This is a genomic window from Alloalcanivorax mobilis (assembly GCF_002864685.1).
Taxonomy (GTDB): Bacteria; Pseudomonadota; Gammaproteobacteria; order Pseudomonadales; family Alcanivoracaceae; genus Alloalcanivorax; species Alloalcanivorax mobilis.
Map to the genome: position 1 here is coordinate 38,767 of NZ_NMQZ01000014.1, position 23,262 is coordinate 62,028.

Below are 23,262 nucleotides of genomic sequence, written 5' to 3' on the forward strand. Positions count from 1 at the left end.
TAAACACTGAACACTGAAAACTGAACACCGAAAACCCGCTCTTGGTTAAATATAATACGCCTTTAACGGCGGAAAACCGTTGAATTCCACCGCCGAGTAGCTGGTGGTGTAGGCGCCGGTGGAGAACCAGTACAGACGATCGCCGATGGCCAGGTTAAGCGGCAGGCCGTATTTGTAGTTTTCGTACATGATGTCGGCGCTGTCGCAGGTGGGGCCGGCGATCACCACTTCTTCCATCTCGCCTTTTTTCTCGGTGTAGATGGGGTATTTGATCGCTTCGTCCAGGGTCTCGATGAGCCCGGAGAATTTGCCCACGTCGGTGAACACCCAGCGTTGCAGCGCGGTGCGGGATTTGCGTGAAATCAGCACCACCTCGCTGACCAGCACACCGGCGTTGGCGATCAGAGAGCGGCCCGGTTCGAGAATGATTTCCGGCAGCTGTTCGCCAAAATCCTCTTTCAGGAAACGAATAATTTCCTGGGCATAGAGCGCCAGATCGTTGGTCTTGGTGATGTAGTTGGCGGGGAAACCGCCGCCCAGGTTGATCATCTTCAGCTCGATGCCGACTTCGTCGCGCAGCCGCTCGAACATGATTTTCACTTTGCCAATGGCGGCGTCCCAGGCGCCGATGTCGCGCTGCTGGGAGCCCACGTGGAATGACACGCCATAGGGGTCCAGGCCCAGGTCGCGGGCCAGGATCATCAGGTCCAGGGCCATGTCGGTCTGGCAGCCAAACTTGCGCGACAGCGGCCAGTCGGCGGTGTGGGTGCCCTCGGTGAGAATGCGCACGTACACCCGCGAGCCCGGCGCCGCCTTGGCGATGTTGCGCAGATCCGCCTCCGAGTCGGTGGCGAACATGCGCACGCCTTTTTCATAAAAAGCGCGAATGTCGCGGGCTTTTTTAATGGTGTTGCCGAAGATGCAACGCTCGGCGCCGACCCCCAGGCCCATCACCTTTTCCAGCTCATAGATGGAGGCGATGTCGAAGTTCGCGCCCCGGTCACGCAGCAGCGTGATCAGTTCCACGGCGGGGTTGGCCTTGACCGCGTAGTGCACTTTGGCGAACGGAAAATGGCCAATCAGCTCATCGTAATGCTTGCCGACGGTTTCCGTGTCGATCACCACGAAGGGCGTCTCCCTGGTGTCGGCCAGATCCTTGATGCGGCGAAAAGTCGCCGGTTCGTAATAGTCTTCGACGCGGATGGCCTCAGTGGTCATGGGTTCCTGGTTTCCCCTGTGATGCGCTACGCCCGCCGGCGGTGATCCGCGCGGCCCCGGCGCGACCGCGCCCGGGGTGCCCACGTTATCAATTTGCTCGGGTTTTGGGGAGCCGCTGGTGTAAATTTTCCTTGCCTGCCAGGCCGGGCGGGCTCTGCTACACTGCGCTCCCCGAGTTCACCTGCATGGAGTCTTCAATGGCCGCTGCCATGGCACTGCCCCTTGCCCTTCACCTGCTCGCCGCCGTGGTCTGGGTCGGCGGAATGTTTTTTGCCTATATGGCGATGCGCCCAGCGGTCGGCGAAGTCCTCGACCCGGCCCGGCGGCCGGCGCTGTGGGCGGCCACCCTGGGACGCTTCTTCGCCTGGGTGTGGGGCGCGATTCTGGTACTGCTGATCACCGGCTTCGGCATGATCTTCGGCATTTATGGCGGCATGGCCCAGGTCGGCGGGGCGGTGCACGCGATGCTCGGTCTGGGCATCGTCATGATGCTGATTTTCGGCCACGTCTATTTCGCTGCCTTCCGCCGCCTCAAACAGGCGGTGGCCAGCGACGATGTGCAGGAAGGCGCGCGCCGGGTCGGCCAGATCCGCAAGCTGGTCGGCCTCAACCTGATCCTTGGCCTGCTGGTGGTGGTGATCGCGGCCGCCGGGCGCTACCTGTAATCCCTTCCCGATGTGCCGTGCCCGCTAACCGGGCGGCGCGTCTTTACCTCTTTGATTCGGTGAGCGAACCGTGGGCGTGGTGAATTCGGGCAAGTCCGAACTGCTGCTGGTGGCGGTGACCCTGTTGGCCGGGGTCAGTTGGATGTTTTCCAAAGAGGCGGTGCTGCTGATGCCGCCCCTGTTGTTCATGGCGTTGCGGTTCGCCCTCGCCGGCCTGGTGCTGGGCCTCGCTGGCTGGCGCCAGTTACGGCGCATGAGCCGGGACAAGTACTGGCGCAGTTTCAAGGTGGGCGTGGTGTTCGGCCTGGCGATGAGCTTCTGGATCATGGGCCTGAGTGTCGGCAGCCATGTCGGCGAAGGCGCCTTTCTGACCAGCCTGGGGGTGGTGCTGGTGCCGGTGGTGGCACGGCTGGTGTTCAAGGAGACACCCCCGGCCAGCACCTGGGTGGCGCTGCCGGTGGCGGCCTCCGGTCTGGCTCTGTTGAGCCTGGATGGCGGCTTTCAAGCCGAGCTTGGGCAACTGTTCTATATTGCCTCCGCCTGCGTGTTCGCGTTGTTCTTTACCCTCAATTCCCGCGCCGCCAACGACGCCGTGGTACGCGCCGCCAACGGCGAGCAGATGCGCCGCGAGCGGGTGCCGGCGGTGGCGCTGACCACCGTGGTGTTGTTCACCGTCGGGCTGGTCACCGCCTGCGGCTCGTTACTGCTGGAGGACTGGCCCACCGCCATCGCCAATTTCACCCCGGTGATGCTCGGCTGGGTGGTGGCCAGTGCCACCGTCGGCACCGCCATGCGCTTCTTTGTGCAGACCTACGCGCAGAGCCTCACCGTGCACAGTCATGGCGTGGTGATCATGGTGCTGGAACCGATGTGGACGGCCCTGTTCGCGGTGTTCTGGTTTGGCGAGAGCATGTCGGCGGTGCAAATCTCCGGTTGTCTGATGATCTTCCTGTCGCTGATGGTGAACCGCTGGTCCAGTGTGCGCCGCCTGCTCAAGGCCTGGCTGTGACGGCGGCGCGCCGCCATTGCGCGCAACCAGCGGCCGGCTTAGCATTTGCCTGGCATCCGCCTACGTTAACAACTGGACACCGCCGTTGCGCCTGAACCGACTGCCCTCGCCGCCCTTAACCCGCGCCCTGCTGCCCTGGGCGGCGCTGCTCGGCTTATTGCTGGCGCTCGCTGTCGCCGCCGGCCCGGCGCTGGCCACCGGTGGCACGGCGGATGCGTTACCGCGCACCGTTGCCGTTGGCCAGGATGGCCAGCTCGCTCTGCTGCGCGACGTCGGCGCCGAATGGCAACGCCGTGGCGATGCGGACCATGGCGCCGGTGACCCGCCGCCGCCGGCCCTGCCCGGCCCGGCGTTTTCCGCGACGGCCGCCACATTTTTCCCTGCCCTGGCCAGCCGCGTGCCGATGGCACCGGCTCCGGTCATGGCCTTACGGTCCCGCCCAGGTGTTCCGCGCGCCCCACCTCTGTGAAGTCCCGACCCGCCCCAGGCCGCGTTTTCGCGGCGATCAATAGCAACAAGCGGTAAGCGGCGCCTGAACGCCGTGCCTCCGCGTGGTTGGAATTCAGAGTATGAAATCTTTACGCATCCGGGCGCTGTGCTATGGCCTGGTGATTCTGCTTGGCGTGCTGGCGGCGCTGCCCAATGTGCTGCCCACCAAACTGCTCCAGGACCTGCCATCCTGGTATCGGAACAACACCCTCACCCTGGGCCTCGACCTTCAAGGAGGTTCGCATCTTCTTCTGCAAGTACAGACCAAACAGCTGGTGCGCGAGCGCACCCTGCAACAGGCCCGTGATCTGGCCGAACAGCTTGACCAGAAAGGCATTCGCCATGGCCGCGCCCTGCTCGATGGCGATCAGGCCCGGCTGGTGTTGCGCCCCGGCCCGGACCAGGACGCCGCGATTCAATTGGCCGGAGCCGGTGCCCGGGAAAATGGCGTCACCCTGTTCGAGGTGAGCCGGGACACGCAAGGTATTCGTTTCGCGCCGAGCGGCGCGCTGCGCCAGCAATTGACCCAGGATGCCGTCTCCCGAAGCCTGGAAGTGGTGCGCCGGCGCATCGACGAAACCGGCGTGGTGGAACCTCTGATCACCCGCCAGGGCGAGGACGGTGTGCTGGTGCAACTGCCTGGTGTCACCGATCCGGATCGGGTCAAGGCGTTGCTGGGCCGCACCGCCCGGCTGACCTTTCATCTGGTCGAGGCGCGCCCGGGTGCCGACACACTCAGTCTGCCGGCCAGCGATCAATCCGGGCGCCACTATGTGGTCACCGCGGCGCCGCTGTTGGACGGCGGCCACCTCACCGACGCCCGCCTCGCCTTCGACCAGGCCAGCAACGCGCCGGTGGTCAACTTCCGCCTCGACAGCGAAGGCGCCAGGCGCTTTGGCGAGATCACCAGCGCCAACGTGGGCAGGCCGTTCGCGGTGGTGCTGGACGATGAAGTGATCACCGCCCCGGTGATCCGTTCGCCGATCACCGCCGGGCGCGGGCAGATCAGCGGCGGTTTCAGCAGCCGCGAGGCCGGCGATCTGGCGCTGTTGCTGCGCGCCGGCGCCCTGCCCGCGCCCCTGAAAGTGGTGGAGCAGCGCACCGTGGGGCCGGACCTGGGTCGCGACGCGATTCGCATGGGCGTGTCCACCGGGTTGCTGGGCGCCGCCCTGGTGCTGCTGTTCATGGTCGGCATCTATCGCCGTTGGGGGCTGATCGCCAACACCGCGCTGGTGGTCAACGTGGCCCTGGTGTTGGGCGTACTGGGCAGTCTCGGCGCCACCCTGACCCTGCCCGGCATCGCCGGGTTGATTCTCAGCGTGGGCATGGCGGTGGACGCCAATATTCTGATCAACGAGCGCATTCGCGAAGAAAGCCGCCGTGGGAGCAGCGCCGAGGGCGCCCTGCAAGCCGGTTTTCAACGGGCCTATGCGACCATCGTCGACTCCAACATCACCACGCTGATCGCGGTGGGGCTGCTGTTCATGTTCGGCAGCGGGCCGATCCGAGGCTTCGCCGTGACCATGGGGGTGGGCCTGGTGGTGTCGTTGTTCACCTCGGTGTCGGTGACCCGGCTGCTGATGCAGTGGCGTTTGCGCCGCGCCGGCCGCGCGCCCCTGGACATCCCAGGAGTGGCGGCGCTGCAACGGGACGACGACCGGCCGCCGATCCAGTTCATGCGCGTTAAAGGGCTGGGCGTTGCGCTGTCGGTGTTGTTGTCGGTGGCGTCGCTGATCGCCCTGGTGTACCCGGGTGTCAATCAGGGCATCGACTTTCGCGGTGGCACCAGCGTGGAGGTGCGTGCCGGCGCCACCACCGCCATTGAAACCGTGCGTCAGGGCCTCGCCGAACAGGGCCTGAGCGACGCGGCGATCCAGCAGTTCGGCGACGCCGGCCATTATCTGGTGCGGCTGCCGGCCAGCGCCGCCGCCGCCGCCCAGGTGGACCGGGTTAAAAGCGCGGTCACCACGGTGGCGCCGCAGGCCGATTTTCCCAAGGTGGATGTGGTCGGCCCCAGTGTCAGCGGCGGCTTCGTGCAAACCAGTTTGCTGGCGGTGTTGCTGGCCGGTGTCGGCATGTTCATCTATCTGCGCGTGCGGTTTAAGCCCTACTACGCATGGGCGGCGGTGATTACCCTGGGGCTGGATTTAAGCAAGACGCTGGGCTTTTTCGTGCTCACCGGCGTGGAATTCAATCTCACCGCGGTGGCCGCGCTGCTCACCTTGATCGGCTATTCCGTGAACGACAAAGTCGTGGTGTTCGACCGCATTCGTGAGAACCACGCACTGAATCCAGACCAGCCACTGGAAACCCTGATCAACCGCAGCATCACGCAAACGCTGACGCGCACCGTGTTCACCTCGACCACCACCTTCCTGGCGATTGTGCCGATGGCGCTGGCCGGCGGCCAGGCGGTGGCCAGTTTCGCTCTGCCGATGCTGTTCGGCATCGTGGTGGGCACCACTTCATCGATCTACATCGCCGCGCCAATGGTGATGATGCTCGGCAAACGTGCCCTCAGCCGGGAACGGCAAGAACAACAACGCATCGACAACGCCGACCCGGACGACGAACGCGCCCTGTTCGCCCGCATCGATTGATCCGACGTCCGACGCTTAACCGAAAACTGAAAACTCCGCTCTCTTTATTTATGACTCTCAAGCAACGCGTCGACCTTGTCGACGTATTGCTGGCGGGCGTCGTCCTGGCTGGTGCCTTTCAGTTTCGCCCAGGCGTCGTATTTGGCGCGCCCGACCATATCCAGCATGCCCGGCCTTTTGCCGCTCACGTCACCGCTGCTGCCCTGTTTGAAGTGAGAGTACAGATAAAGCAGATCGTCATTGGACGGTTTGCGGGTCAGCGTCTTTACGTCTTTCTGGGCCTGTTCAAAACGGGCTGCATCGGCCATTATTCGCACCTGTTGGTTAATTTAACGATAATTCATTAGGAGCCCGCGTGGCGGGCCCTCCCGAGTGGGCGCCGCATCGATCAACCGGCCACCGTCTTCGCGCATAACAACATAGCCACGCGAACAGCGTCACGTAAAGACGGCACGCAAACAAAGCCACGCGGAAAGCCACGGCGAGAGACCAGCAAAAAAACACCGCGTCACCGGGGAAGGGGAAGTTTATGTCGGGCACCAAATCATTGCCGTCGCTGGACAGCCGTCAGGAGCGGGCGCTCAAGCAATCTCTGAACACCTTGTGGGTGCGTTTTCCCGGCAGCCTGGAAGACACCTACACCGAGCACGCGGAACGCCGCGCCAAGAAGCTGATCAAGCGTTCCATCTATGTGCTGGTGTCGCTGTTTCTGCTGGTGGCGGTGCCGGTCTCGATCTTCAACCAGGAACACAATCTGGCGCTCTGGCAAAGCTTCGGGGTGTACCCCATCGCGGCCTCACTGGGCCTGTTGCTGCTGGCGATCAAAGTGCCGCGCCTGGATCGCTGGGTGACCACGCTGATCGGCCTGGCGCTGATGACGTCGCTGGCCGGCACCCTGATGGGGGCGATTTATCTGGAAGGCACTTTTCTCGGCCAGGTGGCGGCGTTTGAAACCGTCTATGTGCTGATCATCGGCTTCTCGATTCTGCGCCTGCCGCCCACCCGCACCCTGTTCTGGTGCCTGGGCTCGCTGATACTGGCGTTGCTCACCGCCATGGTGGCGGGCTGGTCGGTGAGCCCGGCGGCGCTGTTGCTGTTTTACGGATTTCCGCTGATGGTGTGCGCGCTCAATGGCTACATGCTGGACGCCAGCGCCCGCACCAGCTACGCCAACACCCTGTTGCTCAACCGCGAATCCGGGCGCCTGCGCCAGTGGCGCGACAACGCCGACCGGGAAACCCGCCGCCAGCGCATGCTCAACGAGTTCATGGCGCACATTGCCGGCAACCCAACGGTGGCGGTGTTGCTGGATCAGACTCTTGCGTTCCTGATCGCGGAAACCCCGGCGGTGGCGGGCGCCGCCTACCGGCTCGACGATGGCCTGCTTCACCAGGAGGCAGCGCGCGGCTTGAATCAGCAGGCCCGCCAACGGGACAACGTGGCCATCGAGGGGCTGCTGGGCGGGGCTCTGGAAGGCGGGCGCGGCGTCACCGTACGCCACGACGTGCCGGCCGGTTACCTGGATCTGGAAACCGGCCAGAGCCGGGTACGCCCGGCGCAGCTTCTGATGCTGCCGTTGTGGCACGGCGACCAGGCCCTGGGGGTCATTGAACTGGCGGCGCTGGAGCCGTTCGGCGACGACATGCGCACGCGAGTCGAGTCCCTCGGTGCCCCGCTCGCCTACGCCCTGACGGCGGCGATCGGCCGCGAGGCGTTTATCCGCCGGCACCGGGACGCCGGCTGAGCACCCGGCTTATGGCTGCCCGCGCCGGCGTTTGAGCGGCGCGGACAACCGCTCCGGATGGCGCGGACGCACGTCATCCAACAACGCATGGATCAGCTCCAGATCCCGCTGCAGATCGCCACTGGGCCAGATCGCCCGCAACACCCGCGCCTGACGGCGCCGATAGCAAAACGTCACCACGATGATCGGCAGGCGCAGATCCTCGGCGATGCGGTAAAACCCGGTTTTCCACTCCCTGGCGCCGGCACGGGTGCCTTCCGGCGTGATCCCCAGCCAGAATGGCTCCTCGCCTTGCAGGCGGGCTTTTGATTTCTCCACCACCCCACCGGCGCTGTCGCGGTTCACCGGCATGCCGCCCAGCGCCCGCAGCAACACACCCGCCGGCCCGCGAAACAGACTGTGCTTGGCCATGAAGCGGATATCCAGGCGTAACGCCTGGATCGCGCTGACCCCCACCAGACCATCGAAATTGGAGGTGTGCGGCGCGGCGATCATCACCGCCCGGGGCACATCCGGCAGAGTGCCCACTACCCGCCAGCCAATCAGTCTGAGGATCGCCCGGCCGAGAGCGGCCGCCAGCCAATGGCCGCGCCGCGGTACCCGGGGGCCGACGTCAGCGGCGCGCAGCGGCGGCAAGGCGTGGTCGGCGGCGCGGTCGCGAGGCGTATTCATCGCCGCACCGGACTCACGTGAACACCACGAAGGTCTGGCGGCTGAACGCCACCGGATTGCCGCGATCGTCCCAGATCGTGGCCTGGCTCTGCCCGTAGCCGTCAGCGAAGGCATCGGTGCGCACGTCGTATTGCCAGCAATCCACCGGCGGCAGCGTGGCGGGATCGACCAGATATTCCATGGTCCAGGTCAGCGAACTCATCGGCGCCGGCCGGCTCAGCATCGGAATCACCGACGAGGGCCAGGTGTCCGCCAGACACGCCAGGGTGGCGGCATCCTGGTTATCACTGGCCTCGCTGAAGCACATATAGCCTTGGAAATCCGGTTCCTTGGAGCCACTGAACGGGATATTGCCACCGGCATAGAAAAGATTGAAATAGCGCAGAAAGTCCGGCGATTTGCCTTCCAGGAACGGGACCTTGAAGCATTCCGAGGGGGGCTTGCAGGCCGGCGCGCGCGGCGCCGGCACGCGCAATTGCGACTCTCGGCCGTGGCCCAGGCTGGCCAGCATGGTGGCCACCACCTGGCCATCCTGGCGGCCGCTCACCTGCACCTGGGTGACCGACTTGCCGGCCCGCAGGGTGACCATATCCAGATCCAGCGGGCCGGGCACCATCGGCGCCACGAACGAGAGTGAGAAACTGCGCAACAGCGCCGCGTCGGCGTCCATGTTGGCCTGCATATGGCGGATAAGGATCGCCCCCACCAGCCCCCCGAAGGTGGCCCGGCCCTGGCCCCAGCCCTCGGGCACCTGCATACGCGGGCCCTCGGCCGCCTTGATAATGGAATCAAATTTCATAATGCGCTCCCGTGAAAAGCGGCTATTGATAGCAGAGAGGCGCGCCCCTGGAAAGGGCGGAAACGCTCAACCTTCAGCGCCGGCGCTTATTGGCGGCGCTTACTGGCAGAGGTAGCGACGGCGCTGAACGGGTCGTCCGGCCAGGGGTGCTTGGGATAGCGACCGCGCAGCGCCTTGCGCACTTGCGGGTAGCCGTGCCGCCAGAAATGCTCCAGATCCGCGGTGATCGCCGCCGGCCGCCCCGCCGGGGTGAGCAGTTCAACCACCAGCGGTACCCGACCTTCCGCCAGGGCCGGCAAGGCGCGCATGCCGAAACACTCCTGCAGTTTTACCGCCAGTCTCGGGCTGCCTTCGTTGTCATAGCGGATCATCGCGGTGCGCCCGGACGCCACCGCCACGCCGGCGGGCAGTTGTCGCTCCAGGGTCTGACGCTGGCCCGGCCCGAGCAGCAACCCGAGGGCGTCGGCCAGCGCCACCTTGCGCAGATCCCGCAGGCTGCGCAGGCCGGCCAGGAACGGCCCCAGCCATTGTTCCAGGTTAGCCAGCAAGGCCTGATCGCTGGTGTCCGGCCATTGCCGCGGCTCCAGCCGGGCCATCCAGCCCACGCGCGCGCGCCACTGGCGCAGCGCCGGCGTCCACGGCAACGCTTCCAGACCCTGCTGGCGCACGCCATCGAGCAACCCCGCCTGTATTTGTTCGGCGGACGGCTGCTGCAGTGGCTGGCTGTCCACCTCGATGGCACCCAGGGTCAACACCCGGCGGGCGCGCACCCGCTGGGCGCCGTTGTCCCAGGCCACCCGCTCCTCCCAGACGCCGCGCTCATCCAGGCACCGTCGCGCCTGTTGCTCATCCAGCGCCCAGGCCAAACGGATGTTGGCCTCGCGGGGGTCGCCGTCGGTTTCCAGCACCACCAGCCAGGCCCGGGTGCCGAGCGCGCTGCCCGGGGGCAAGCGCGCGCCACTGCCGTCGGCGAGCAGGTAACGGGGCGCCTCGCCCTCGCGGCGGCGCGCCAGCCGATCCGGAAACGCCTGCGCCAGCAACCCGCCGGCGCCGGCCAGCGGCTCGGCGCGGTCCCGCGCCGCCCGGTTCGCCAGCAGCCGCTGAGTCACCTGATGCAGCGCAGGCCAGTCGCCGCTGCGCTCAGCAAACCGGTTCAGGCGCACCGCCAGGTCCGGTTCGCGATCCAGGCCCGGCGCTGGCTCGGAAAGCAGCACCGCCAGCCGCGCCGCGCTCAGTGGCAGGCCCTGCTCGCGTCCCAGCCACACCAGCGCCGCCAACTCCGGCGGCAGCGGCAATTGCGCCAGGCGCGCGCCCCACTCACTGATGGCGCCGTCCGCGCCGAGTGCGCCAAGCCGCTGCAAGCGCTGCCGGGCCGCCGCCCAGGCGCCGGCCGGCGGCGGGTCCAGCCAGAACAGCTCGGCCGGGTCACGGCAGCCCCAACGCGCCAGATCCAACACCAGCCCTTCCAGGCCCACTTGGCGAATCTCCGCCTCGCCGCGCCGCGCCAGCACCTCGTCCCGGGACCACAGCCGCACGCAACGGCCGGGCCCCAGCCTTCCCGCCCGGCCGGCGCGCTGCGCGGCACTGGCCTCGCTGATGCGGCGCGTCACCAGGCGGCTGCGCTGGCGGCGTGGATCGTAATCCGGCCGCCGCTCCAGGCCGCTGTCGAGCACCGTGGTGACCCCTTCAATAGTGACACTGGTTTCCGCCACGTTGGTGCTCAACACCACCCGGGCCTGGCCCTCCACGTTGCGCAACACCGCCGCCTGGGCGTCGCCCTGCAAACGCCCATGCAGCGTCTCCACCGGCATCGGCAGGTCGGCCAGCAAAGCACCTAACCGGTCGATCTCGCCCACGCCGGGCAAGAACACCAGCACCGTGCCCTGCCCCGCCAACGCCCGCACCTGGGCGGCGCAATGTTCCAGCCACCGGCGGCTGTCCGGCGGCGGAGCATGGCTCACCGTCACCGGATGGACGCGCCCCTCACTGCGCACCACCGGCAGCGCCAGCCCCTCGGCCAGGGGCCCCACCTCCAGGGTCGCCGACATCACCAGCAGACGCAGCTCACCACGCAGCGCCTGACGCACCTCCTGAACCAGGGCCAGCCCCAAATCCGCTTGCAGGGAACGCTCGTGGAATTCATCGAACAGCACCGCCGCGTAGCCTTCCAGCGACGGGTCATCGAGCATCAGGCGGGTGAGCACGCCCTCGGTGACCACCTCGATCACGGTGGCGTGGCTGACCCGGCTGTCCAGGCGGGTGCGGTAGCCCACCGTGGCGCCCACCGGCTCACCCAACCGCTCGGCCATGAAGGCGGCCACCGCCCGCGCCGCCACCCGGCGTGGTTCGAGCAGCAGTATCTTGCCGTCGCCGCGCCAGGGCGCTGCCAGCAGCGCCAGCGGCACGCGCGTCGACTTGCCGGCGCCGGGCGGCGCTTCAAGCACGGCGCCGCCGCACTCCGCCAGACAGCGCAGCAGTTCGGGAAGGATGGTGTCGACGGGCAGAAGGGACATGGGGCGTTTTCAGTTTTCAGCTTTCAGCTTTCAGCTTTCAGTTTTCAGTTTTCAGTTTTCAGTCGCGATTGTGCGGGTTTTACTGAACACTGAACACTGAAAACCGAACCCTCACTCCCCTAAATCCGGCGCCGTTTGCGCCGTTCGCTGCTCGCCCTGCTGGTAACAGTCATCCAGCGCCAGCAAATAATATTCCAGCCCCCGTTGCGCGGCGGCGAAGGCGCGCTGGCGGGCGGGCTCGTCGGTGGCCAGCCGCTTTACCAGTTCCATCGCTTCGTGGGGGTGGGCGTCGTCGTAGCTGGCATGGGCGCGCAGCCAGGCCAGGGTGTGGCGGGTAATGCTGGCCTGCCCTTGCTCGGCGTAGTGCTGCATGCCGCTGACCACATGCTGGCTCCATTCGCCGGTGGCCCATTCCACCGCCAGGTTGGTGGCGGCGATGCTCTCATCAAGGCTTCCCTGATGGCCGACATCCCACAAATAGTGATTGATCGCGTTCATCGCCGCTGGCGGGCGAACCTGCTCCAGCTCCGCCAGGGCCAGCCCGAAGCCGGCGGCCCAGTCCTGGTACCAATAGGCGTGGCGTTGTTCCACCTTGATGTTGCCGATCAACCAGTTCCTGGTCTCTTCATGGCCGGGGTACAGACCCGGCCGGGTTTTCGCCAGGGCCAGCCCCATGTATTTGGGAAAATGCTCCACCAGCGGATAGAAGTGCAGCAACGCATCGCGAAAACGCGGCAACGACAGCGCCCCCTCACCCATCTCCTGAAACAGCGGATGCCCCGCGACCCGGTCCTTGAGTGGCACCAAGGCGTCCCAGAAACGTTGCGCCCAGGGCGCGTGCGGGGTCAGTTCAAGCGCTTGCTTATAGCGGGCGATGGCCATGCTTGTTCTCCTTATTGGTTCGCCAGTGAGTCAAGGGGAAGGCCCTGCAGATCGGCACCGGGCGCACCGTAACGCTGACAGTGCCTCTACAGCGGCGCCGTAGGAGCAGGCCGTGCAAGCGACGTCTTTTGGCCGAATGGCACGGTGTCTTTGCCGCGAACCTGACGGGTTTGCGGTCAGACGTCCGACGCGAAAACCAGAATCAAACCCGTCGCTGGCTGGGCCTGCTCCTACACAAAGATAGAAACCTTTCCGCCGCGTGGGCAGGGCCGATGGCACCGCCGTCAGCGCCGCAGCGCCCGCAACAGCGCCCGCCGCCGCCGCGCCAGCGCCGCCAGTTCGGCCCGCGCCGGCGGTTGCTCGCCCCGGTAGGCGAGCTGCTCGAACAGGCAACGCCAGTGGCCGGCGGCGCGGGCGGCGGTGGGCCGCGCCCGGCTCACCAGCGCGGCCAGTTCAGCGGCGGACGCCGCCGCCGGCGCCGTCAGGTCGCGGCGCGCCAGCGCCCGGCGCAGCCGGTGGAACTCCCGCTGCAACGGAGTGATGGGGCGGTCACGCCGGCGCAGCAACACCCAGGCGCCGAGCACGGCGGCGAACACCGCCAGCGAGACCATCAACGCCAGCCCCACACGCCACGGCGAGACCCCGCCCAGCAGGCGCTGCCAGAGCGCCCGCTGTTGGTCCTGACGGTAACCGAGCACCCATTTTTGCCAGTTGAAATCCAGGTAGTCCACCCATTGCCGGAGCTGGAACAGCAGCGGCAGGCGGCCGATGCCGCCCAACGCCGCGTCGGCGCCATCGCCAGCGCGTTGCAGGGCGCCGCGCAGGCCCAGTTCCACACGCTCCGGCGCCACCGCCCCAGTCGGGTCGACGCGCACCCAGCCCTGCCCGCTCAACCACACCTCGGCCCAGGCATGAGCGTCGTACTGACGCACCTGAAGGTATTCGCCGGCGTTCATCTCACCGCCCTGGTAGCCGGCCACCACCCGGGCCGGCACGCCAGCGGCGCGCATCAAAAAGGTAAACGCGGACGCGTAGTGCTCGCAGAAGCCGCGCCGGGTGCCAAACAGAAAGCCATCCACGGTATCGCCGCTCAGGCGCGGCGGCTGCAGGGTGTAATGGAACGGCCGCTGGCGGAAATAACCCAGGGCGGCGTTGACCCGGGCGCTGTTATCCCGATATTGCCGCCGCCATTGCTCGGCCAGGGCGCGGGCGCGGGGGTTGCCGCCCTCGGGCAACGACAGCATCAGGTCGCGCTCGGCCTGCTCCAGGGTGAGCGCCCCGGCCCGAGCGGCCGGCACGCTGTGCACCCGGTAACCCAGCGCCGTGTCCACGGCGTGATCGGCGACCAACCGCCAGTCACGGGCCAGGCCCATGCCATCCAGGTCGGTGAACGGCACCGCCAGGGCGTACAGCCAGCGCCGCTGGCTGGGCTCCATGATCACCCGGTAGCGATAGCCGGCGGCGTCGCCTCGGGCAGCCAGCAGACTCTGGTACCAGGGCGGCGCCGCGCCACGGCCCCGGTACAGGGTGTCCCGGTCACGCCAACCACGCGGGCGCGCCTGGCTCCAGGTGGTGCCGTCGAAGTAACTGTAGGTCAGGCCGCGCCAATAGCGCTCCCGGGGCGGCGGTGGCGGGCCCTGGAACTCGACCCTGAACGCCAGCGCGCTGGATTCGGTCAGGCTACTGACCTGCCCCGGCGACATGGTATCGCTCATGCCGGTGCGGGCCTGACCGCCGCCGAGCGGCATGCTCCACATCGGCGCCACCCGGGGCACCAGGATAAACAGCACCACCGCCAACGGCAGTGCCTGGCCCAGCAGCACAGCGGCGGTGCGCACATGCTGGCGACGCCGGGCGTGGGTATCGCTGTAGTTGATGCCCGCCAGGCTGGCGGTCAGCAACAGCAGGCAGCCGGACACATACAGGGCGGCACCGGGCCCCCGGTAAAACAGCAACACCGTGGCACAGACAAAATAGCCCAGTACGATCAACACATAGGCATCGCGCTTGCTGACCAGCTCCAGATACTTCAGCGCGAACAAACTGGTGATCAGCGCGGTGCCTGCTTCCGGGCCATGCAGCCGACCAAAGCTGCGCCAGGTCGCCGCCACCGTCGCCACCAGCAGCGCCAGCCGCACCAACCGGCCCGGCGACGCCAGCCGTTGCCGTTCGATCAAGGCCCGCCAGCCCAGCACCAGCAACAACAGAGCCGCCTGCCAGAGCGGGCCGCGCAACAATTGCGGCAGCGAGGCGGCGACGATGCCCAGGGTCAACCAGGTGCGCGCGTGGCTGGGAATCTGATAAATGCGCGCCATCAGCGTGGCCCGCCGTGGCGGGCGAGCAGATCCAGGGCACGCTGGCGGTGCTCATCGCCTTGCCCCGGGGCCAGGGTGGCATCGGGCAATTCCAGGGCAAACGGCCGGTTCTCGCGGGTCAGACGCAGCACCCAATAGCACAGCACCGAAAGGCGCGCTTCCATGCCCTGCCCCTCAAGACGCTGATAGCGCAACCACAGACGGCCATTGGCGGGCTCCTGGAACAGTTTGACGTGCAGACCTCGCCCGCGCGCGTACCCTTTCCAGTCCACCTGGCGCAGGGAATCGCCCGGCGCGTAGGCGCGCAGGCCCTGGAATTCCTCGCTGCCGATTTGCCCGGCCCGGGCCACCTCTCGGTGGCCGTCGCCACCGTCGGCCGGGCATTGCGCCGTGCTTTGTGGGCGCGGCCAGGCCCGGCAGGCCTGATCCAAGGCCACCAGAGACCAGCTGCGCAGCAGCCCCAGCGGGTAGCGGCTCTGCACCCGCAGGCGCGGCGGTGTCACCCGGCCACGACGCGGCAACGGCAGATTGAACCACAGCGCGCTCTCTTCACCGGGCTCGATGCTGATTTCCTGGGGTGGCTGATCGAGCCAGCTCAGCCACAGGCTGCGGTGCGCGCGCCGTTGGGCGATCAACACCACCTGCAGGGCGCCCTGGCCGCCGGCGAAGCCACTGCGCGAGGCGCCGGCGCGCAGGCTCAGGCCGGAGAGATTGCGGTAAGTGTGCAAAATGGTGACCACGAACAGGCTGAGCATGACGAAACACAGCCCCAGGATCAGGTTGTTTTCGTAATTGATGCCGCCGATGAACAACAGCACCGCCACCAGCACATAGAGGAAACCGTAACCGGAGGGAAAAATAAAAATACGGCGCTGATCAAGACGTACCTGAGCGGCGCGGGGAAGGCGGCGTTCCAGCCAGCGTTGCCAGGCTTGCTTGAACACGGCGCTTCCTCCCGCTCAGTGACGCACCACCGGTACGCTCTGCAGCAGCGACTGGGTCATGGCGGCCACGCTGCCGCCCTGGCGCGACTGCAAGCGGTGCTCGGCCACCGCCGACCACACCGCCTGCACGTCTTCGGGCAACACGTAATTACGGTCGTGGAGCAACGCCCAGGCACGGGCGGCGCGCAACAGCCCCAGGCCGGCGCGTGGCGACAGCCCGGCCTCCAGGCGGTCGTCGGCGCGGGTGGCTTCCAGCAAACGCTGGATGTAATCCAGCAGTTCGTCGGTGGCGCGCACCTTGGCGACATGGGCGGTCAGTTTGATCAGACCGCTGGGGTCGATCACCGGCTTCAGGGCGCGGGCCGCTTCGCGCAGATCGCCACCGGCCAGCAGCGCGCGCTCCACCTCCGGCGAGGGGTAACCCAGGGAAATGCGCATCAGGAAACGGTCGAGTTGGGATTCGGGCAGCACGAAGGTACCGGCCTGGGTCACCGGGTTCTGGGTGGCGACCACGAAAAATGGATCGGGCAGCGCCCGGGTGGCGCCATCCAGCGTCACCTGCCGCTCTTCCATCGCTTCCAGCAAGGCGCCCTGGGTCTTGGGGGTGGCCCGATTGATCTCGTCGGCGAGCAGCAATTGGGTGAACACCGGCCCCTCACGAAGAGAAAACGCACGGCTGTCGGGGTCGAACACGGAAACACCGAGGATATCGGCGGGCAGCATATCGCTGGTGAACTGAACACGGCGGTAGTCGAGGCGGAACACCCGCGCCAGCGCATGCGCCAGCGTGGTCTTGCCCATCCCCGGCAGATCCTCGATCAACAGATGACCGCCCGCGAGCATGCAGGCCAGCGCCAGTTTCAGCTGTTCGGTTTTACCCAGCACCACGCTGCCCACCTGGGCCAGCGCTTTATCCAACGCCTGCATAAACCCCCTCGAAGAAGAAAGTTAAAAGTGAAAAGTTGAAACGCGAAAAAGCTCGCCGCTATCCGGTTTCACCGTGCCCACGCCCAAAGTCCACGGTGGGCACCGGCCCAGCTCCTTTTAACTTTTAACTTTTAACTTTTAACTTGTTCTAGAATCCGAGCGCTTTGAGCCCCCTGCTCAAGTCGGTTTTCAGATCTTCCACGTGTTCCAGGCCAATCGCCAGCCGGATCAGGTTTTCTGTGATGCCGGCCCGCTCTTTTTCCTCGGGGTCGACGCGGCCGTGGGTGGTGGAGCCGGGGTGGGTGATGGTGGATTTCACGTCACCCAGGTTGGCGGTGATGGAAATCAGGCGGGTGCCGTCCATGAAACGCCAGGCGGCCTGGCGGTCGCGGTGGCCGTCGCTGTCTTCCACCTCGATGGCGATCACCGCGCCAAAACCGCTTTGCTGACGCGCCGCCAACTGGTGCTGAGGGTGGCTCTCCAGGCCGGAATAATGCACCCGGGCGATGCCCGGTTGCTGCTCCAGCCAGCGCGCCAGCAGCAGGGTATTTTCCGAATGCGCTTTCATGCGCAGGCCGAGAGTTTCCAAGCCCTTGAGGAACACCCAGGCGTTGAACGGGCTCATGCTGGGCCCAGCGGAGCGCACGAACCCGAGCACTTCGTCGGTGAGTGTGGCCGGGCCGACCACCGCGCCACCCAGGCAACGGCCCTGGCCGTCCAGATATTTGGTGGCGCTGTGAATCACCAGATCGGCACCCAGCTCAATCGGCTTTTGCAGCGCCGGCGTGCAAAAACAATTGTCCACGACCAACAACGCGCCCTGGTCGTGGGCAAGCCTGGCCAGCGCTTCGATGTCACCGATCTCGGAGAGCGGATTGGACGGGCTTTCCAGAAACAGGATTTTGGTTTCCGGACGCATGGCGGCACGCCATTGATCCAGATCGGCCAGATCCACCAGCGTGGTGTCGATATTGAATTTCTTCAAATAACGGTTGTAGATCACATTGGTGGTGCCGAACACGCTGCGCGAGCTGACCACGTGATCGCCGGGCGCCAGCAGCGCGAAGAAGGTGCTGCTGATGGCCGCCATGCCGGAGGCCAGCGCCACCGCCTTTTCACCGCCTTCCATGGCGGCGAGCCGCTCTTCGAAGGCGCGCACCGTGGGGTTGGTGAAACGGGAGTAGACATTGCCCGGCTGCTCGCCGGAAAAGCGCGCGGCGGCCTGGGCCGCGCTGTCGTACACAAAGCTCGAGGTGAGAAAGATCGGGTCCGAGTGCGCCATCTCGTCGGTGCGCAACTGCGCCCAGCGGATCGCCAGGGTATCGGTATGCAGTTCACTCGGGTCCGGTTTATCGCTCATTACCACCTCGGCTGGTCTGAATCAGTTGGAGTTATGCAGATCAATCACTTCGTTGTCGGCCAGAGCGCGGGTTTTTTCCCGTTTTTCCTTGGCGTTGTCATTGCGCCGGGCTTCCAGATCCGACAGGTAATTCTGATCAATGTTACCCGCCAGATAATGGCCGCTGAACACCGAGCAATCAAACTCCTCGATGTGCGGGTTGCCCTCTTTGCAGGCGCTGACCAGATCGTCCAGATCCTGGTAGATCAGCTTGTCGGCGCCGATCAGTTGGCAGACTTCCTGTTCGCTGCGGTCATGGGCGATCAACTCGCTGGCCGAGGGCATGTCGATGCCGTACACATTGGGATATTGAACCGCCGGCGCGGCGGAGGCGAAATACACCTTGTTGGCGCCCGCTTCCCGGGCCATCTGGATGATTTCGTGGCAGGTGGTGCCGCGCACGATGGAGTCGTCCACCAGCAACACGTTCTTGCCGGAAAATTCCAGCTCGATGGCGTTCAGCTTCTGGCGCACCGATTTCCGCCGCTGCTGCTGGCCGGGCATGATGAACGTGCGGCCGATGTAGCGGTTCTTGATAAACCCTTCGCGGTATTTCACGTTCAGGCGATTGGCCATTTGCAGCGCCGAGGTGCGGCTGGTGTCGGGGATCGGAATGACCACGTCGATGTCGTGATCCGGCCACACCCGTTCCACTTTTTCCGCCAGTTTCTCACCCATGCGCAGGCGCGCCTTGTACACCGAGATGTCATCGATGATGGAATCCGGACGGGCCAGATAGACCTGCTCGAAAATGCACGGGTTGAGGCTCGGATGATCGCTGCACTGACGGGTGTGCAGGCGGCCATCGGCGGTCACGTAAACCGCCTCGCCGGGCGCCAGATCCCGTTCCAGGTGAAAGCCCAGCGCGGACAGCGCCACCGACTCGGAGGCCACCATGTATTCCGGCCCTTGATCGGTCTCTTTCTTACCGAAGCACACCGGACGGATGCCGTGCGGATCGCGGAACGCGAGAATGCCGTAGCCGGTGATCATCGCCACCACCGCGTAGGCTCCCTCGACGCGCCGATGCACCGCCGCCACGGCATCGAAAATGTCGTCCGGTTCCGGCTGCAGCTTGCCCCGGCGTTGCAGCTCGTGGGCGAACACGTTGAGCAATACTTCCGAATCCGAGGTGGTGTTGATGTGGCGCAGATCGGCACGGAAGATGTGCTCGGCGAGCGCCTCGGAGTTGGTCAGGTTGCCGTTGTGCGCCAGGGTGATGCCGTAGGGTGAATTGACGTAGAACGGCTGCGCCTCGGCGGAACTGGAACTGCCAGCGGTGGGATAGCGCACATGGCCGATGCCCATGTTGCCCACCAGGCGGCGCATGTGCCGGTTGCGGAATACGTCCCGCACCATGCCGTTGTCCTTGCGCAGAAACAGGCGATCGCCGTCGCAGGTGACGATGCCGGCGGCGTCCTGGCCGCGATGCTGCAGAACCGTTAAGGCGTCATAGATCGCCTGGTTCACGTAGGAATGGCCGACAATGCCAACAATGCCGCACATGTTGAGAATCCTCTAGGACGAAGGGGTCGTGCCAAGGGCCGGATGGCCATTGAAGTTCATCAGATAGGCCAGCAACTGCTCCGCCATACGGCGGGTCCAGTCTTCCAGCAGAGCGAAATGCGGCACCAGCATGGACTGCCGCCACCAGGGGTCCTGGCCAAAAAAGCGGTGCCCAAGGGCCACCAGAACCACCACCACCAACGCGCCACGCAATGCGCCGAATACCATGCCCAGCAGACGATCGGTGCCACTCAGGCCGGTCACTCGGATCAGCTCGCCAAGCAAATGATTGATCAACGCCCCGACCACCAGGGTGATCGCGAACAGGGTACCGAAAGCGACCGCGGTGCGTAGACTCGGGGTCTGTATCTGGTCTTGCAGAAGCAGCTCCAGCGCCGGGCTGAACAGGCGCGCGACGAGAAAGGCGGCCACCCACGTCAGCAGGGAAAAGGCTTCCCGGGTGAAACCGCGACGCACACTCAACAGTGTCGACACGGCGATGATAAACAGGATGATGCCGTCTGCCAGATTCATGGAAAAGCGCGCGGTTGGAACAGGTCGCAGAGTCTAACAGAGGCTCCCTCGCTTGCACATGGGTTGGTTGGCTGGGCGGTGGACGCGAGACGCCAAGCGCCAAGCGCCGGACGCCGGACGCCAGACGCTAGACGCTAGACGCTAGACGCTTAAAGACAACCCCGGCGGTTTCGTATTGGCTGGCAGCACGAACACAGCACCTACCGTAGCCGCAACGCCTTCAACCACGGGTTTTGATTCTAGCGTCCGGCGTCCAGCGTCTAGCGTCTGGCATCCAGCCTCAAGGCGCGAATCCACGCACCAGGCCCTGCAACGCAAAACGCTTATCGTCGGCGAGGCGCTGACGCAGGGCTTCGGCGCGGTCGCGTTTGATTTCCGGGCCCACGAACACCCGCTGCCAGGTGTTGCCATCCTGTTGCACGGCGCGCGCGTAGGCGTTGTAACCGGCCTCCTTGAGGCGCGCTGTCAGGGCATCGGCGTTGGCGCGGTCGCTGAAGCTGGCCACCTGAACGGTAAAAGCCGGGCTGGGGTTGTCCGGGTCGGCGGTCGGCTCGGCTTCGGCGGCGGGCTCGGGTCGCGCCTGCGGGGCCGGCTCGGCTTGCGGTTCCGGTGTGGCGTCGGCGGATGGCTGCCGCGCCCGATCGGCGCCCTGATCGGCGGCGGCCAGGTCGCCGGCATCGGCCACCGATTGCCGCTGCTCGCTGATCTGCTGGTCGGTTTGCTGGCGTTCGTCGTCGCTGATCACCGGCGCCACCTCCGGCTCTTCCAGGGCCGGCGGTTCCGGGATCGACATGTCCAGGGCCACCCGCACTTCATCCGGGCTGCGCAACACCAGCGGCACCAGGATCGCGGCCAACAGCAACAACAGCAGAAAACCGATCAACCGCTGACGGGATTTCACGTCCACTTTTTCACTCTCCCGGGTCCGTTTCGCGCTCGATGACGGCCAGCGCCTCCGCGACGGTAAAGAATGAGCCCACTATAACCACCTGATCCCCCGCCGCGCTATCCGTCACCGCCTGATCAAGGGCGTCGGCGACGCTGGCGCAGTGACGGGGGGCAATCCGCTCGGGCAAGGCCCGGGCCAGGCGGCGGGTGTCCGCCGCGCGGGGCAGATCCGGCCGCGCCAGATACCACCGCAGCGGCTCATCGGCGAGCCGGCGGACCACCGCGTCCACCGGTTTGTCGGCCATCATGCCGAGCACCAGGCGCCGCTCGCCGGCGCAGGGCGGCAGGCGCGTGAACAGGCGGCTGAGCGCCTCCAGATTATGACCCACGTCCAACACGCACTCCACGCCCCGATAGCGCAGTTGCTGGCAGCGGCCTTGCAAGCGCAGCGTCGCCGCCGCCGCCAGGTGCTCGCTGGCCGGGGCCAGCCCGGCGGCACACAGCGCCTGTACCGCGCTGGCCAGGTTGTCGGCACTCAGCGCCACCGGCTCCGGCATCGGGTACGCCACCGTTTGCCCGGCACCGTCGCGCAACCGTAATTCGCCATCGGCGAGGTCGAACTCGCGGCCGGCCCGATACGGCCGCGCGCCGATCCGCGCGATTTCCTGGTCCAGATTGGCCGGCGCGTCGATCTCCCCGTAGATCAGTGGCCTGCCGGCGCGGGCAATGCCCAGTTTTTCCACGGCAATGGCTTCACGGCTGTCGCCAAGCCAATCGGTGTGATCCAGGCCGATGGAGGTCACCACCGCCACCTGCGCGTCAATCAGATTGACCGCGTCGAGGCGGCCGCCCAGGCCCACTTCCAGGATCGTCAGGTGCGCGCCGCTGCCGGCGAACAGCCACAACGCCGCCAGCGTGGTGAACTCGAAATAGGTCAGCGGCACCGTGCCGCGAGCCGCGTCCACCGCTTCAAAAGCGCGCACCAGGGCGGCGGCGTCGGCGGGGCCATCGGGCAGATGGATGCGTTCATTGAAGCGCAGGATGTGCGGCGAGGTGTACACGCAGCAGCGTTGGCCGCCCTGCTCCGCCAGCGCGCGCAGCAGCGCAACCACCGAACCCTTGCCGTTGGTGCCGGCCACGGTGATCACCGGCATCGGCAGTGTGGTCACGGCCAGCCGCTCGGCCACCTGGCGCAGGCGCGCCAGGCCGAGTTCGATGTCGCTGGGGTGGAGCCGCTCGATGCGCTCCAGCCAGTGCCGGAGCTGGAGGGCCGCAGAGGTCAAACAGCGTCCGCCAGCGGCGCCCCGGTCATGTTGGCGAGCAACCGGTGCAACGTGTCGCGCATATGCTGACGCTCCACGATCATGTCGATGGCGCCGTGGTCGAGCAGGAACTCACTGCGCTGGAAGCCTTCCGGCAGCTTCTGGCGCACGGTCTGTTCGATCACGCGCGGGCCGGCGAAGCCGATCAGCGCGTTCGGCTCGGCCACATTGACGTCGCCGAGCATGGCCAGGGACGCGGACACGCCGCCATAGACCGGATCGGTGAGCACGGAGATAAACGGCAAGCCGGCCTCGCGCAGGCGCTCCAGAGCGGCGGAGGTCTTGGCCATCTGCATCAGCGAGAACAGTGCTTCCTGCATGCGCGCGCCACCGCTGGCGGCGAAGCACACCAGCGGCAGCTTTTGCTCCAGGCAGACGTTCACCGCGCGCACGAAGCGCTCGCCCACCACCGACCCCATGGAACCGCCCATAAACCGGAACTCAAAGGCGCAGGCGACCAGCGGCAGACCGTTCAGCTTGCCCTTCATCACCACCAGGGCGTCTTTCTCCTCGGTCTCTTTCTGGGCGCCGCTGAGGCGATCCTTGTATTTTTTTGAATCCTTGAACTTGAGCCGGTCCACCGGCGCCAGATCGGCGCCGATCTCGCTGACCGGGCCCTCGTCCAGGAACAGCTTGAGGCGCTTGCGCGCGCCCACGCGCATGTGATGTTCGCATTTCGGACACACATCCAGATTGCGCTCCAGCTCCGGCCGGTACAGGGCGCTGTCGCAACGCGGACATTTCCGCCACAACCCTTCGGGAACATTGTTACGACGGCTCTCCTCCGGGCGGCGTACCGCGGGAAGGATTTTTTCCAGCCAGTTGTTGCTCATCGT

20 protein-coding genes are annotated in these 23,262 nt (G+C 66.1%); 5 read left to right on the forward strand and 15 right to left on the reverse strand.

The features are described from left to right. Window positions 1-45: 45 nt before the first annotated feature. Window positions 46-1,218, reverse strand: a complete 1,173-nt coding sequence (locus CGS25_RS09010; RefSeq protein ID WP_089032064.1) for a type III PLP-dependent enzyme — start codon at window positions 1,216-1,218, stop codon at window positions 46-48. A gap of 197 nt (window positions 1,219-1,415) precedes the next feature. Between CGS25_RS09010 and CGS25_RS09015 the strand changes: the two genes are divergently transcribed. The 4 genes from CGS25_RS09015 to secD all read left to right on the forward strand — a co-directional run bounded on the left by CGS25_RS09015 (window position 1,416) and on the right by secD (window position 5,981). Beyond that, the gene (locus CGS25_RS09015) at window positions 1,416-1,883 is read left to right on the forward strand and encodes a CopD family protein (protein WP_198588739.1); all 468 of its coding nucleotides are present in this window, start codon (window positions 1,416-1,418) and stop codon (window positions 1,881-1,883) included. 70 nt (window positions 1,884-1,953) lie between these two features. After that, entirely contained in the window at window positions 1,954-2,892 is a 939-nt protein-coding gene (locus CGS25_RS09020) for a DMT family transporter (protein ID WP_198588740.1), read from the forward strand. Between the two features lie 85 nt (window positions 2,893-2,977). Then, on the forward strand, window positions 2,978-3,361 hold the full coding sequence (locus tag CGS25_RS09025; protein ID WP_089032065.1) for a hypothetical protein: 384 nt from the start codon (window positions 2,978-2,980) through the stop codon (window positions 3,359-3,361). A 100-nt stretch (window positions 3,362-3,461) separates the two neighbouring features. Next, on the forward strand, window positions 3,462-5,981 hold the full coding sequence (gene secD / locus CGS25_RS09030; protein ID WP_089032066.1) for a protein translocase subunit SecD: 2,520 nt from the start codon (window positions 3,462-3,464) through the stop codon (window positions 5,979-5,981). A gap of 44 nt (window positions 5,982-6,025) precedes the next feature. On the opposite strand, the gene CGS25_RS09035 is transcribed toward secD, so the two are convergent. Further along, window positions 6,026-6,289: an acyl-CoA-binding protein gene (locus CGS25_RS09035; protein WP_089032067.1), complete on the reverse strand. Its 264-nt coding sequence runs from the start codon at window positions 6,287-6,289 to the stop codon at window positions 6,026-6,028. Window positions 6,290-6,510: 221 nt separating this feature from the next. Here CGS25_RS09035 and CGS25_RS09040 point away from each other — a divergent pair, with 221 nt between their 5' ends. Next, window positions 6,511-7,725 carry a GAF domain-containing protein gene (locus tag CGS25_RS09040; RefSeq protein WP_089032068.1) on the forward strand — a complete coding sequence of 405 codons (1,215 nt, stop codon included), beginning with the start codon at window positions 6,511-6,513 and terminating at the stop codon, window positions 7,723-7,725. 9 nt (window positions 7,726-7,734) lie between these two features. Here CGS25_RS09040 and CGS25_RS09045 read toward each other — a convergent pair whose 3' ends face one another. The 13 genes from CGS25_RS09045 to accD form a co-directional block, all read right to left on the reverse strand. Beyond that, entirely contained in the window at window positions 7,735-8,397 is a 663-nt protein-coding gene (locus CGS25_RS09045) for a 1-acyl-sn-glycerol-3-phosphate acyltransferase (RefSeq protein WP_089032069.1), read from the reverse strand. Between the two features lie 13 nt (window positions 8,398-8,410). Then, a complete protein-coding gene (locus CGS25_RS09050; RefSeq protein ID WP_089032070.1) occupies window positions 8,411-9,196 on the reverse strand; it encodes a thioesterase family protein in 786 nt (261 codons plus the stop codon). A gap of 86 nt (window positions 9,197-9,282) precedes the next feature. Then, window positions 9,283-11,709 (reverse strand): ATP-dependent helicase HrpB, encoded by a 2,427-nt coding sequence (hrpB, locus tag CGS25_RS09055; protein WP_089032071.1) that lies wholly within the window; start codon window positions 11,707-11,709, stop codon window positions 9,283-9,285. Window positions 11,710-11,820: 111 nt separating this feature from the next. Continuing rightward, window positions 11,821-12,591, reverse strand: coding sequence for a TenA family transcriptional regulator (locus tag CGS25_RS09060; RefSeq protein WP_089032072.1), 771 nt, complete (start codon window positions 12,589-12,591; stop codon window positions 11,821-11,823). A gap of 284 nt (window positions 12,592-12,875) precedes the next feature. Continuing rightward, window positions 12,876-14,906, reverse strand: a complete 2,031-nt coding sequence (locus CGS25_RS09065) for a transglutaminase family protein (RefSeq protein ID WP_089032073.1) — start codon at window positions 14,904-14,906, stop codon at window positions 12,876-12,878. Next, window positions 14,906-15,850 carry a DUF58 domain-containing protein gene (locus CGS25_RS19290; protein ID WP_101675278.1) on the reverse strand — a complete coding sequence of 315 codons (945 nt, stop codon included), beginning with the start codon at window positions 15,848-15,850 and terminating at the stop codon, window positions 14,906-14,908. Before CGS25_RS19290 ends, CGS25_RS09065 begins: the two co-directional genes overlap by 1 nt. 15 nt (window positions 15,851-15,865) lie before the next feature. Next, a complete protein-coding gene (locus CGS25_RS09075) occupies window positions 15,866-16,777 on the reverse strand; it encodes an AAA family ATPase (protein ID WP_089032075.1) in 912 nt (303 codons plus the stop codon). A gap of 148 nt (window positions 16,778-16,925) precedes the next feature. Beyond that, window positions 16,926-18,137 (reverse strand): O-succinylhomoserine sulfhydrylase, encoded by a 1,212-nt coding sequence (locus CGS25_RS09080; protein WP_089032076.1) that lies wholly within the window; start codon window positions 18,135-18,137, stop codon window positions 16,926-16,928. A 21-nt stretch (window positions 18,138-18,158) separates the two neighbouring features. Next, window positions 18,159-19,682: an amidophosphoribosyltransferase gene (gene purF / locus CGS25_RS09085; RefSeq protein ID WP_089032077.1), complete on the reverse strand. Its 1,524-nt coding sequence runs from the start codon at window positions 19,680-19,682 to the stop codon at window positions 18,159-18,161. A gap of 12 nt (window positions 19,683-19,694) precedes the next feature. Further along, a complete protein-coding gene (locus CGS25_RS09090) occupies window positions 19,695-20,216 on the reverse strand; it encodes a CvpA family protein (RefSeq protein ID WP_089032078.1) in 522 nt (173 codons plus the stop codon). 280 nt (window positions 20,217-20,496) lie between these two features. Beyond that, window positions 20,497-21,123, reverse strand: coding sequence for an SPOR domain-containing protein (locus CGS25_RS09095; protein ID WP_089032079.1), 627 nt, complete (start codon window positions 21,121-21,123; stop codon window positions 20,497-20,499). A 4-nt stretch (window positions 21,124-21,127) separates the two neighbouring features. Beyond that, the gene (locus CGS25_RS09100; RefSeq protein WP_089032080.1) at window positions 21,128-22,387 is read right to left on the reverse strand and encodes a bifunctional folylpolyglutamate synthase/dihydrofolate synthase; all 1,260 of its coding nucleotides are present in this window, start codon (window positions 22,385-22,387) and stop codon (window positions 21,128-21,130) included. Continuing rightward, the gene (gene accD / locus CGS25_RS09105; RefSeq protein WP_089032081.1) at window positions 22,384-23,259 is read right to left on the reverse strand and encodes an acetyl-CoA carboxylase, carboxyltransferase subunit beta; all 876 of its coding nucleotides are present in this window, start codon (window positions 23,257-23,259) and stop codon (window positions 22,384-22,386) included. The genes CGS25_RS09100 and accD overlap by 4 nt, the downstream gene beginning before the upstream one ends. Window positions 23,260-23,262 lie beyond the last annotated feature (3 nt).

What these genes read in the sequence shown, in the direction of transcription:
- CGS25_RS09010 (WP_089032064.1), bottom strand. Translation starts at nt 1,218, where the DNA reads ATGACCACTGAGGCCATCCGCGTCGAAGACTATTACGAACCGGCGACT.
- CGS25_RS09015 (WP_198588739.1), top strand. Translation starts at nt 1,416, where the DNA reads ATGGCCGCTGCCATGGCACTGCCCCTTGCCCTTCACCTGCTCGCCGCC.
- secD (WP_089032066.1), top strand. Translation starts at nt 3,462, where the DNA reads ATGAAATCTTTACGCATCCGGGCGCTGTGCTATGGCCTGGTGATTCTG.
- CGS25_RS09035 (WP_089032067.1), bottom strand. Translation starts at nt 6,289, where the DNA reads ATGGCCGATGCAGCCCGTTTTGAACAGGCCCAGAAAGACGTAAAGACG.
- CGS25_RS09040 (WP_089032068.1), top strand. Translation starts at nt 6,511, where the DNA reads ATGTCGGGCACCAAATCATTGCCGTCGCTGGACAGCCGTCAGGAGCGG.
- CGS25_RS09045 (WP_089032069.1), bottom strand. Translation starts at nt 8,397, where the DNA reads ATGAATACGCCTCGCGACCGCGCCGCCGACCACGCCTTGCCGCCGCTG.
- CGS25_RS09050 (WP_089032070.1), bottom strand. Translation starts at nt 9,196, where the DNA reads ATGAAATTTGATTCCATTATCAAGGCGGCCGAGGGCCCGCGTATGCAG.
- hrpB (WP_089032071.1), bottom strand. Translation starts at nt 11,709, where the DNA reads ATGTCCCTTCTGCCCGTCGACACCATCCTTCCCGAACTGCTGCGCTGT.
- CGS25_RS09060 (WP_089032072.1), bottom strand. Translation starts at nt 12,591, where the DNA reads ATGGCCATCGCCCGCTATAAGCAAGCGCTTGAACTGACCCCGCACGCG.
- CGS25_RS09065 (WP_089032073.1), bottom strand. Translation starts at nt 14,906, where the DNA reads ATGGCGCGCATTTATCAGATTCCCAGCCACGCGCGCACCTGGTTGACC.
- CGS25_RS09075 (WP_089032075.1), bottom strand. Translation starts at nt 16,777, where the DNA reads ATGCAGGCGTTGGATAAAGCGCTGGCCCAGGTGGGCAGCGTGGTGCTG.
- CGS25_RS09080 (WP_089032076.1), bottom strand. Translation starts at nt 18,137, where the DNA reads ATGAGCGATAAACCGGACCCGAGTGAACTGCATACCGATACCCTGGCG.
- purF (WP_089032077.1), bottom strand. Translation starts at nt 19,682, where the DNA reads ATGTGCGGCATTGTTGGCATTGTCGGCCATTCCTACGTGAACCAGGCG.
- CGS25_RS09090 (WP_089032078.1), bottom strand. Translation starts at nt 20,216, where the DNA reads ATGAATCTGGCAGACGGCATCATCCTGTTTATCATCGCCGTGTCGACA.
- accD (WP_089032081.1), bottom strand. Translation starts at nt 23,259, where the DNA reads ATGAGCAACAACTGGCTGGAAAAAATCCTTCCCGCGGTACGCCGCCCG.